8 protein-coding genes are annotated in these 11,147 nt (G+C 68.7%); 7 read left to right on the forward strand and 1 reads right to left on the reverse strand.

The genetic code is table 11. The annotated features are described in order from the left end of the window. Nucleotides 1-63: 63 nt before the first annotated feature. A complete protein-coding gene (locus tag ABWI07_RS00235; protein ID WP_149259213.1) occupies nt 64-960 on the reverse strand; it encodes a sigma-70 family RNA polymerase sigma factor in 897 nt (298 codons plus the stop codon). A gap of 374 nt (nt 961-1,334) precedes the next feature. Between ABWI07_RS00235 and ABWI07_RS00240 the strand changes: the two genes are divergently transcribed. The 7 genes from ABWI07_RS00240 (at nt 1,335) to ABWI07_RS00270 (ending at nt 11,129) form a co-directional block, all read left to right on the forward strand. Then, complete coding sequence (locus tag ABWI07_RS00240; protein WP_353817203.1) at nt 1,335-3,086, forward strand: MFS transporter; 1,752 nt, start codon at nt 1,335-1,337, stop codon at nt 3,084-3,086. A gap of 923 nt (nt 3,087-4,009) precedes the next feature. After that, nucleotides 4,010-7,099, forward strand: a complete 3,090-nt coding sequence (locus ABWI07_RS00245) for an AfsR/SARP family transcriptional regulator (RefSeq protein WP_149259215.1) — start codon at nt 4,010-4,012, stop codon at nt 7,097-7,099. Between the two features lie 255 nt (nt 7,100-7,354). Next, nucleotides 7,355-7,813, forward strand: coding sequence for a hydroxyisourate hydrolase (locus ABWI07_RS00250; protein ID WP_268843228.1), 459 nt, complete (start codon nt 7,355-7,357; stop codon nt 7,811-7,813). Nucleotides 7,814-8,070: 257 nt separating this feature from the next. Continuing rightward, complete coding sequence (locus tag ABWI07_RS00255; RefSeq protein ID WP_149259217.1) at nt 8,071-8,628, forward strand: hypothetical protein; 558 nt, start codon at nt 8,071-8,073, stop codon at nt 8,626-8,628. Further along, the gene (locus ABWI07_RS00260) at nt 8,625-8,816 is read left to right on the forward strand and encodes a hypothetical protein (RefSeq protein ID WP_149259218.1); all 192 of its coding nucleotides are present in this window, start codon (nt 8,625-8,627) and stop codon (nt 8,814-8,816) included. Before ABWI07_RS00255 ends, ABWI07_RS00260 begins: the two co-directional genes overlap by 4 nt. A gap of 538 nt (nt 8,817-9,354) precedes the next feature. Then, nucleotides 9,355-9,843: a PhzA/PhzB family protein gene (locus ABWI07_RS00265; protein WP_149259219.1), complete on the forward strand. Its 489-nt coding sequence runs from the start codon at nt 9,355-9,357 to the stop codon at nt 9,841-9,843. 86 nt (nt 9,844-9,929) lie between these two features. Continuing rightward, nucleotides 9,930-11,129, forward strand: coding sequence for a 3-deoxy-7-phosphoheptulonate synthase (locus ABWI07_RS00270; RefSeq protein WP_149259220.1), 1,200 nt, complete (start codon nt 9,930-9,932; stop codon nt 11,127-11,129). Nucleotides 11,130-11,147 lie beyond the last annotated feature (18 nt).

The following is an 11,147-nucleotide window of genomic DNA, read 5'->3' on the forward strand; positions in this document are numbered from 1 at the left end:
CGGCGAGGACCCAGTTCGCGAGGGACGCGGCCTCAGCAGCGGGCGGCCGCACCGGAGAGTCCTCTACGAGAGCGGAAGGCAGTCCACTCGGACCTCGCTGAGCCTGGCCGGGTCGCCGATGATGTCGATCGCCGCGATGAGGTCGTCCTCGATGGTGAGTTCGATGACCGCGAAGAGGCGCCCGCGAGGCGCGATGAGGACCCCCGCGGTGCCGTTCACCAACCCGGGGTGGGCGGATTGCGCGAGGGCCGAGTAGAAGACCGCGTCCTCGGCGACGCGGCGGGCGCCGTGGAGCACGGCCTCCGTGCCCGCTCGCAGTACGGTGTCGTCCGCGCGGCGGATGACGTCCGGGGCCAGGATCGTCAGGAGGGCGTGCAGGTCACCGGCTCGCGACGCGGCCAGGAAGGCCGCCACCACCTTCCGCTGCCTGGCCAGGTCGGCCGCGGGTACTCTGGCCGTGCCCCGCACCCGGTGCCGGGCACGGCTGGCCAGCTTCATCGCGGTGGCCGGCGACCGTTCGACGATCTCCCCGATCTCGGAGTACGGGACGCCGAACAGGTCATGGAGCACGAAGGCGACACGCTCGGCGGGACCGAGTTCGTCGAGGACCACCAGCATGGCGAGCCCGACGGACTCGATCAGCATCGCCTCGTCCTCGGGATTGGCCGCGTCCTGGGAGCGGGCCTCCGGACCGAGTTCGGCCAGGGTGCCCATGTCCGTGAACTCCTCGCCCCGGCGCCGCCGTGAGCGCAGCATGTCGAGGCAGACGCGACCGGCGATCGTGGTCAGCCAGCCTGAGATGCTGATGACATCGCCCGCGTAGGCGCGACTGGCCCGCAGCCAGACCTCCTGTACCGCGTCGTCCGCTTCGTGCGCCGAGCCGAGCATCCGGAAGGCCACCGCCCGGAGGTGGTCGCGCGCCTGGGTGAACTGCTGGGCCAGTTCCGCCTGACTGTCCATCAGGTCACGCTCCATCATCGATTCGGACGTCTTGGCGCGGAGTCAGGACGGGTTCGCCCTGCCCGTGCACTGCGGGCCCGCAACGCCCCGGAGGCGTCCACGCGCCGTCGACCCGTCAGTAGAGGATGCGGATGGCACACGATCCTGCCGCCGCTCGAACACCGAGTGGGCCTGTGCGGCGGGCGTGGGATACACGGCTCCGTAGTCTAGATGATCTGACGATGTCGCCCGCAGGCGGTGTGGTGGCCGCGGATCGGCCCCACACCCGTCCCGGAAGCCGAGAGATCCGCGGTCAGGTTCTGCCGCGCCGGTTCGTCATGGCTATGAGGGGCAGACGCGTCCGCCTCTCAAGGTCGAATGGAGGTAGACACGTCATGTCGAATGATGAGCGCAGTCGTCCGGACCCGGCCGGCCGGGACCCGGTGGGTACGGACGACGCGAACACGCAGGAACTGGATCCGCGCAGATGGATCGTTCTCGTCATCCTTCTGGGCGCGGGTTTCATGGACATGCTCGACGTGACGATCGTCAACGTGGCGGTCCCGAGCATGCTGCGCGACCTGAAGGCCGAGTACTCGCAGATCGAATGGGTCGTGGCGGGCTACGTGATCGGGTTCGCGGCACTGCTCGTCACCGGCGGCCGGCTCGGCGACATCTACGGGCGCAAGAAGCTCTTCCTGATCGGGGTCGCCGGCTTCACCCTCGCGTCCCTGTTCTGCGGCATCGCCGTCAATCCGAACATGCTCATCGGGGCGCGGCTCGCCCAGGGCGCCATGGCCGGCCTGATGGTCCCGCAGGTGCTCGCGATCGTCCATGTCACCTTCCCGGCCGACGAACGCGGCAAGGTCCTGGGCATCTGGGGTTCGGTCCTGGGCTTCGCGTCCGTGGCCGGTGTGATCGTCGGCGGCCTGCTCGTCGAGGGGGACGTGTTCGGGCTGGAATGGCGATCGATCTTCCTGATCAACCTGCCGGTCGGACTGATCGCCCTGATCGCCGGGTGGTTCGTCGTCGGGGAGTCGCACTCGCCGACGGCGCCCAAACTGGACCTCCTCGGCATGGTCCTCGCCGTGAGCGGCATCCTGCTGCTGATCTACCCGCTGATCAAGGGCCGCGATCACGGCTGGCCGGCCTGGATCTTCGCGATGATGGCGGCGTCCGCGGTGGTCCTCGCTCTGTTCGTCGCCTACGAGCACCGGCGTACAAGGACGGTCGGCTCACCACTCGTGGTGCTCGGCCTGTTCCGTGCCCGGGCGTTCACCACGGGCATGGTGGGATACCTGATCTTCTGGATCTCGCTCGGCGGCTTCTTCCTCGTCTGGACGCTCTACCTCCAGATGGGCCTCGGCTGGAGCCCGCTGCACGCCGGGCTGACCGCCGCGATCTTCGCGGTCGGCGCGGGCGCCGGCTCGGGCCTGTCGGTGGAGGTCCTCACCCCGCGGTTCGGCCGCAAGGTGCTGATGGCGGGCGCGCTCTTCAATGCCGCCGGATTCGCCTGGTACGCCCTGGCGGCCGACCACTACGGGCCCGGAATCAGCTCGTGGGGGATGGCGGGACCGCTCGTTCTCGCGGGCTTCGGATTCGGACTGGTGATCGCCCCGATCGTCGACGTCATCCTCGCGGGCGTGGACAGGCACGATGCGGGATCCGCCTCCGGACTGCTCAACACCACCCAGCAGGTCGGTTGGGCGCTCGGAGTCGCGCTGGTGGGTGTGCTCTTCTTCGCTCAGCTGGAGCATGACTCCGGGCGGGGCGTGGACGAGGTCACCCCCGCGTTGAGCAGGCAACTCAGCGCGGCAGGGGTTCCGAAGCAGAACCAGGAGCAGATCCTCGCCGGATTCCGTGCCTGTGTCCGGGACCGTTCGGAAGCGAACGACCCGACCGTCGTGCCTGCGAGCTGCCGGCCCGGGCCGGGCCAGCCCTCCGCGGTGGTCCAGGCGCTGACCGAATCCGGCGCCAAGGCCAACGCGCATAATTTCTCCCGAGGCTTCTCCATCGCGCTCTGGTATGGAATCGGGATCCTGATCATCGTATTCTTTGCGATGTTCGGTTTGCCGCGCAGGGCCCGCCCCCGTGACCTGGACGCCGAACTCCCGGTGCATGAGCCCGTGGATGCCGCGGGACGCTGACCCGGGCAGCCCGCCCGCCGCTTCGGATGAGCGTAACTGATCATCCGAAACGGCGGCCGCGGGCGTACCGACTTCTTCGAGGCGGGCGGCGATATGTGCCGCCGCCCGCCTCGTACGGAGCTCCTAAGCTCCCGCCGAAGATGTTCAACAAATTTCCCCTGGATGTCATTTTTCAGGGTCATTGGTCCGCAGTGCGGGCCAGAACGAGTCGCGCGGCCTGATCCATGGCGCCGTACAGAGCGGCGAGGCATTCGCCGCCGTGACGGCCGTCCCGCGGGCCGGTGAGTTGAGTTCCGGGTGGAAACGGGCGGTCGATGCGGCCCCGATCCCGGAAATCGGCGAAGTCGAATGCCGGTGCTTCGCGACGTACGTATCAGCAGGTCATAGACCGGTTGCAGCCGTGTCGTCCGCAGGTGGTCGCGTGCATGCGCGGATGGCGTGCCCTCTCGCACGGGCAGTTGCCGCGGAACCGACGTGCCGCACGGCGGGCCGGACTTCTTCTGGGAGTTCGGCGAACCGCGTGATCGACGGACGCCGCGCCCGCACCTGTGCTCGCGATTCCGCCGGCCTGGCATGCGACCGGGCGCCTCGGCCCCGCGCCGCGGTGTGCCGCCGCACCGCGGCGCAGGAATTCAAGCCCGAATGCTCGCCTCGTGTCGGGGTGTCGATGAGCAACTTTTGCCGGGCACCCTCATGTTGCCTGTCATTCTACGGGATAATGGTCGAGGTGAATTAACTGAACGTGACTTTTTGTGACAATGGGTGAATTGACTGAGTAATATTTCTGGCTTATCCTGCCTGGTGGATTGGGTGATTCTGGCAGCTCCTGCAAAGCGGAGGGCGGCGTGCAGCGCGCCGGCCTCCGGCCGGTCCGCCGAATTCCGTACTCGTTGCCGACTACAGCGAGCTACCTGGGTGGGGTTATGAGGTTCAAGCTGCTTGGTCCCCTCGAAATCCTGATTAAGGACAACCCGGTGGCCATCGCAGCTTCGCGACAGCAGATAGTGCTCGCGCTCCTACTGCTTGAAGTCGGCCACGTCGTCTCTGTGGACCGCATAGTGGACGCGCTGTGGGGGAGCGAACCGCCGCGGACCGCGAAGAGCCAGGTACAGATCACGATTTCGGCGCTGCGCAGGCTCCTCGGCGAGTCGGTCATCGTGACCAGGCCCCCCGGCTACCTGATCAGGGCGTCCGCGGAGAACATCGACCTCGCACGCTTCGAGGAGATGACGGCCGGCGCGACGAGAGCGGCGGCCGAGCAGCGCTTCCCCGAAGCGGTGCGCGACTTCCGCGGAGCGCTCGCCCTGTGGCGAGGGCCCGCCCTGGAGGGCCTGCAGAGCGAGGCCATCCAGAGTGCGGCGACCAGGCTCAACGAGTGGCGGATATCGACCTACCAGGAGTGCCTCGACCTCGAACTGCAACTCGGCCGGCACCAGGAGATCATAGGCGAGCTCACGAAACTCGTCGCGGAGCATCCACTGAACGAACGTCTCAGGGGCCAGCTCATGCTCGCGCTGTACCGGGCGGGCCGGCAGGCGGACGCGCTCGAGACGTTCCGCGTCGGACGGCACGCGCTGCAGGACGAGCTGGGCATCGACCCCTGCGCGGATCTGTGCCGTATGGAACAGGCGATACTCAGCCGCGACGCCCGGCTCGAGCTGCCGGCTCCGCGTCCCTCCGCCGGCCTCGTCGCGCGTGGCACCGCCACGCCCGTCCCACGCGAGCTGCCGAGGACGATCCCCGACTTCGGCGGGCGCGCGGAGATCCTCGCCGAGTTGTCGCGGGTCCTCACCGGCCAGGACGCGAGCAGCGACCCGCCCGAGGTGCCGGTGGTCGTGCTCACCGGCCGGGGCGGCGTGGGCAAGACGGCGCTCGCCGTGCGGGTCGCCCACCTGCTCAGCGCGCAGTTCCCGGACGGCCAGCTGTTCCTGCAGCTTCGCCCGGGGATGTCGGACAGCGGTGCCTCGCTCGCCGAGCAGCTGCTGCGGTCGCTGAGGCTGCCCTCGGACACGATGCCGCCCGACCTCGCGGGCCGTGCGGCGTTGTACAGGAGCGTGCTCGCCGGCCGCCGGGTGCTCGTCGTCATCGACGGCGCCCGCCACAGTGACGAGATCACCCCGTTCCTCCCCGGGACCCGCGGTTGTGCCGCGATCGTCACCTGCAGCCAGCACATCGGCAGGCTGGAGGGCGTGCACGAGATCCGTGTGGGACCTCTGGACGATGAGGCTGCGCAGGACATGCTGCTGACCTCGATCGGCGAGCGCCGGATGAACGCCGAGCCGGAGGCCGCGCGGGAACTGGTCCGGCTCTGCGAGGGAATACCGATGGCCCTGCGGATCGTGTCGGCGAAGCTCCGCGCCCGCCCGCACTGGCCGATCTCGCACATGGTCCGCCAGCTCCGGGACGAGGCTCGGCGGCTCGACGAACTCTCCTTCGACGGAGCCAGCGTCCGGGCCACCATCGCGATGGCATACGACCTGCTCGACGAGTCGGCGCAGCGGCTGCTCAGGCGGCTGAGCCTGGTCGGCACCGAGGATTTCGCCTCATGGGTGGGCGCCCCGCTGCTCGACGCGGACATCGCCCGCGCCGAGCACCTGCTCCAGCAGCTCGTGGCGGCGCACCTGGTCGAGCACACGGTGACGGGAGACGGCGGCATCCGCTTCCGCCTCCACGACCTGGTGCGAATCTATGCGGCGGAGCGGTGTTCGGCCGAGGAGTCGACCACCGACCGGCTCGATGCCATACGGCGGCTGTTGAGATGCTGGCTGTTCATCGCGACCACGGCTCACCGCCGCATCCATGGGGGTGACTTCGCGGTACTTCACGGAACCGCCGAACACTGGCCGCTTCCCGAGTACAGCATGATCTCGCAGGCCCCCCTCGAATGGTTCAGGACGGAACGGAGTTCACTGGTCACTGCGGTGCGCCTTGCCGCTCGGCTCGGTATGGACGAGCTGTGCTGGAATCTGGCCTGTCTTGCCGTACAGGCGTTCGAGTCCTGCCTGCGCGGCGACGATTGGCGCGGTATGTACGCCGACGCGCTCGGTGCCGTCCGGGACGCCCGCAACAGACGTGGCGAGGGCGCGCTGCTGTACTCACTCGGCAGGCTGGAGGCGGGCCTGCGGAAAGCCGTCGCGGAGAACCATTTCGCGCAGGCACTGAAGATCTTCGATGAGGTGGGCGACGAGCGGGGACGCGCGCTGGCGTACGGCGGTCTCGCATTCACCGGCACTCTCGACGGCGACCATGACACGGCGATGGCGCGCCATCGGCAGGCGATCTCCGGGTTCCGCGGGACCGGGGACCCGATCGGCGAGGCCTACATTCTCAAGAGCATGGCGCAGATAAGCGCCGACCGGCGTGAATATGGCGCCGCGCAGTCCATGCTCGACGATGCGTTATCAATAGCCCATCGGCTCGGTTCCCCATGGCTCAGATGGCAGGTCGAGTTCGCACTGGCCGAACTGCAGATGCGTAATGGATGCGCGGAGGCGGCGGCGGAGGCTCTTTCCTCGGTGCTGCACTTCTCTAGAGAGCACTGCGATGTCGGTTGCCAAGCGCGGGTGCTGACCTCCCTGGGAGAGGCGAGGCGAATTATCGGAGATTTCGCGCGCGCTGAATCCGTTTTCGGTACCGCTCTCGACCTGGCCGGGCGCACCGGCAACCGGCTGATCCGAGGACGCGCACTGCTCGGGCTCGCCGAGCTCCATTTCGTCAGAGGCGAGGGGAAGGCGGCCCTGGCCCTTGTGGAGCAGGCCGTCGCGGTGTTCCGTGAGCACTGCGCCGAAGGCCTCTGGCAGTTCAGGGTGCTGGACCTCCTCGGCCGCATACACGAGCGGGTCGGCATGCCGGGCGTCGCGTCGCGCGCCTGGCAGGCGGCGGTGGAACTCGCGGGCGGCGGCGACTCCGTCCAGGGCGACCAGGGCGACCAGATCGCCGGGTTGCTGGCACAGGTGCGCGCGGCGACAGTGGAGGCGAGCCGCCCGGATTGGTGCAGCGGCCTCGGGGCGTGACCGCGTCCACCCCGCCTGCCCGCCTGCCCGCCTGGCTTCGTGCCGGGCCTCGCCAGGTGGTGAGCGCGACCGCACGACGTCCCCGGCCGGCACGGGGCGGCCGGCTCGAGAATGGACCCCGGTCCCACGCCCCCGGCCCCACGACCGCGGGTTTCGCCGCCCGCTTTAAAGGTAAATGACCAGTTGAGTGATCCTGGTCAACCTCGTAGTGAAGGCTGTATGATAAGGATACGATACTGGTATAAAGGCGGGTGCATGGTACGCTCCCCACCGGGTCGGCGGGCAAGTGCAGGAAGGGAAAATGCTGCGCGGACGAAGGTCGACCCGACTGCCAATCCCGCGCTTCAAGGTCTTTCGGCATGGAGTCGACTCGCTGTGAATATTACGGTAAATGTAATAGACGGGGTATCCGGCCGCCCTGCGGAGGGCGTCGAGGTGTCCGTCGTCGGTCGACCGGCTGGAGAGTTGGCCCTCCTCCTGCACGGGCTCACCGACTCGCGAGGCGATTTCACGTATTCGTCCGAAGCGGCGAGACACTCGTGTGGCGGAGGCTTCACCTTGGAAGTGGACGTCGACGCGTACTACGCCAGTCAGGGAATCATGGCCGGCTATAAACAGGTCACGTTCGCGGTGCGGGTCGTCGGTTCGCAGACCGACTACCGGGTCGGTATGTTCATCACGCCGTTCGCGCACACCGCCTGGAGCGTGCGGTGAGCTGAAAGCGCCCCTCGGCATTCGGCTGAGGACTCGGCCGGCGAGCCCGTGAAAGGCTGCCGATAGGCACATGATAGCGCCGCGATTCCCGCTTGTTCGATCGTTCTCAGGGCACCGCTTCAGACGGTCGGCCCATGTAGGAACGAGTGAGACGGGGACTGGCTATGCAGCAGATCTGTGCGTTCCGAAGCTGCGGGGCGCCCCTGCCCAAAGGAGCGGCATCCCGCGGGATACGGCTGTGCACCTTGTGCCGGGACGTGCTCACCGCACGCCTGGCCAGCCTGCCGGGACTGTACCTGGCCTGCGAGCAGAGCCTTGAGGTGCCTCGCCAGCATCCGATCAGGATGATGCGCGGCCGGCGACCGAGCGGGATCCGCCTGGACGAAGTGGCCGCGGCCGTGCGCAGTGACACGGTGCGCGTGCTCTCCTCATGGTGCGAGCTGGTCATCGAGGAGCGCGGCGTGACGGGGCTCGGCAGCCTCGATGTGAAGGCGCTCACCGCCTTCCTCCAGGCTCACCTGGACTGGCTGGTCGGCCATGCCGTGGCGGCCGATTTCGCCGAGGAGATCGTTGCCCTCGCCGCGGACGCCGAGCGGGCGCTGAACCCGACGAGGGTTCGGACCATCGACCTCGGCCCCTGCGCAGAGCACGGATGCGGCGGGAGGGTGCGTGCCTCGATCGGCGCGGGGGGCCAGGGGGCGGTACCTCAGGTCCGCTGCGACTCCGGACACGACTGGCCGCCGCGGCGGTGGCTCGATCTCCGCCGGCTGAACGCTCCGGTCGCCGGCATGCCCGCCGAGAGGAGCACGTCATGAGGCAGGCGCCGAGCGGCCGCACCACGGTCCCGACGGAACTCGCGGCGCTCGCCGCCGGTGTCGCCGCGGCGACCATCCGGAAGTGGGCCAGCCGCGGCCAGCTCACCCGCTACGGCAGTCCGAGGCGCGCGGAGTACGACCTCGACGAGCTCTACGAGCTGGTCGTCCGGAAGACGCCGAGCCGGTAGTCGCGGTACCCGCGGCGTGCCGCGATCATCATCTCCGATCAGTACCGCCGGCCCGGCGCCGCTCCCGCGGCGCCGGGCCGGCGGCATTCCAGCCGCCTGCGCGGCATCTCCCGACCGGGCCGGGACCGAGTTCTCGGCGCCGGTGGCGCCCGCCGACGGGGCAGGATTTCGCGCTCCGAATGGCACGGCCCGGTGATCGGAGCTTGGTCGACCGCTGTGAGCTGCGCCGATGCCGGAAACTGAGGACGGCGGGACGGAAGGCTCTTGACGCCGGAAGTCCGAACTGTCACGCTTGTTCTGGCGGCAGAGGTATGCCCAAATGCTTGCGAGAAGTGAGCATTTGATGGGATGAAACCCCCGCCTTCTTGATCACTGAGCGGCCCTCTCGTCCCGCAAGCGCGCCGGGAACCGCACCCGGCCGCGGTGAGCATTCCCTCCACACGAGAGCCCGGCACTTCCGGCTTTCCCGCACGAACCCACCGCGGGACTCACTCGCACCCTCCATCCCTGCGCGACGACGATCGTCGGAGGATCCACCATGCCTGACAACGCCCGATTCCCCGGCTCCGAGAACGAAGCCGACCTTCGGAGGAAGAATCGCGCCACAGTCGAGAAGTACATGAACACCACGGGCCAGGACCGTCTCCGGCGGCACCTGCTCTTCACCGAGGACGGCGTCGGCGGCCTGTGGACCAACGACACCGGCCGGCCCATCGCGATCCACGGACGCGACCGGCTCGCCGAGCACGCCATCTGGTCGCTGAAGTGCTTCCCCGACTGGGTCTGGACCAATATCGAGATCTTCGAGACGCAGGATCCGAACTTCATCTGGGTCGAGTGCGACGGGGAGGGGGCCATTCGGTTCCCGGGCTACCCCGAGGGCCACTACAAGAACCACTTCCTGCACTCGTTCCGCCTCGAGGACGGAATGATCAGGCAGCAGCGCGAGTTCATGAACCCCTTCGAGCAGTTGCGCGCGCTCGGAATCCCGGTGCCGGAGGTCAAGCGGGAAGGAATCCCGACCTAGGAGCCGGATGTGATCCGGGAGAGTCCGCCGACGCGGACAGCCGTCATGAAGCCGGGGAACGCCGCACCCTCGACGGGTGGAGACCGATGAACAAGGCCAGGTCAGCACACGATCTCCGCAATCTGCAACTGACTCTGTACTCGAAGGCCGCCCCGCAGCAGCCCGACTGGAGCGATCCAGCTCAGGTCCGGCGCATGCGTGAGCTGCTGGCATCCCGCCCTGCGCTCGTCAGGGCCCGAGACGTGATGCGTCTGCGTTCGCTTCTCGCCGAGGTCGCCGAGGGGCGGTCCCTGGTCCTCCAGGCCGGGGACTGCGCCGAAGACCCCGACGAGTGCACCCCGGAGCACCTCAGAAAGAAATCGGCCGCGCTGCACACGCTGGCCGGCGCACTGACCGTCATCACCGACAAACCGGTGCACCGCGCCGGACGCATCGGCGGCCAGTTCGCCAAGCCCCGCAGCAGCCCCACCGAACAGGCGGGCGAGTTGCTGCTCCCGGTCTTCCGCGGCCATCTCGTCAACGATCCGGCGCCCACGCCGGAGAGCCGGCGGCCCGACCCGCTGCGCCTTCTCACCGGGTTCATGGCGGCGAGCGAGATGATGGAGTACCTGGGCTGGCGCGGTGCGCGGAGCCTCCCGCACAGCGACCCGCCCATCTGGACCAGTCACGAGGCGCTGCTTCTCGACTACGAGGTCCCGCTGGTCCGCCGGGCCGAGTCGGGAGCGCTCGTGCTGGGCTCCACGCACTGGCCGTGGATCGGCGAGCGCACCCGGCAGCCGGACGGCCCTCATGTCGACCTGCTCAGCCAGGTCGCCAATCCGGTGGCGTGCAAGGTGGGCCCGGCGACGACGAGGGACGAACTGCGGGCCCTGTGCCGGCGGCTCGATCCGGAACGCGAACCGGGCCGGCTCACCCTGATCGCGCGGATGGGAGCCGAGCAGGCGGCATACCGGCTGATGCCCCTCGTCGAAGCGGTGCTCGGCGAGGGGCATCCGGTCATCTGGATCTGCGACCCGATGCACGCCAACACCGTCCGCACCCCGGAGGGCCGGAAGACGCGCCTGGTGAAGACGCTCATGCGGGAGGTCCAGGACTTCGTGCCCGCGGTGCAGGCGGCCGGCGGGGTCGCGGGCGGCCTGCACCTGGAGACCACCCCCGACGACGTCACGGAGTGCGTCGTCGACGAGGCCGACTTCGGCGGGGTCGGGGACCGGTACCGGACCTTCTGCGACCCGCGGCTGACCCTCTGGCAGGCCGTCGCCGTGATCTCGGCCTGGGGGAACTGAATGACCGATCGAGAGGAG

It is taken from the genome of Actinomadura sp. NPDC000600 (assembly GCF_040492135.1).
Classification (GTDB): Bacteria; Actinomycetota; Actinomycetes; order Streptosporangiales; family Streptosporangiaceae; genus Spirillospora.

Coding starts and splice junctions, on each gene's coding strand:
- ABWI07_RS00235 (WP_149259213.1), bottom strand. CDS start 960: ATGGACAGTCAGGCGGAACTGGCCCAGCAGTTCACCCAGGCGCGCGAC.
- ABWI07_RS00240 (WP_353817203.1), top strand. CDS start 1,335: ATGTCGAATGATGAGCGCAGTCGTCCGGACCCGGCCGGCCGGGACCCG.
- ABWI07_RS00245 (WP_149259215.1), top strand. CDS start 4,010: ATGAGGTTCAAGCTGCTTGGTCCCCTCGAAATCCTGATTAAGGACAAC.
- ABWI07_RS00250 (WP_268843228.1), top strand. CDS start 7,355: ATGGTACGCTCCCCACCGGGTCGGCGGGCAAGTGCAGGAAGGGAAAAT.
- ABWI07_RS00260 (WP_149259218.1), top strand. CDS start 8,625: ATGAGGCAGGCGCCGAGCGGCCGCACCACGGTCCCGACGGAACTCGCG.
- ABWI07_RS00265 (WP_149259219.1), top strand. CDS start 9,355: ATGCCTGACAACGCCCGATTCCCCGGCTCCGAGAACGAAGCCGACCTT.
- ABWI07_RS00270 (WP_149259220.1), top strand. CDS start 9,930: ATGAACAAGGCCAGGTCAGCACACGATCTCCGCAATCTGCAACTGACT.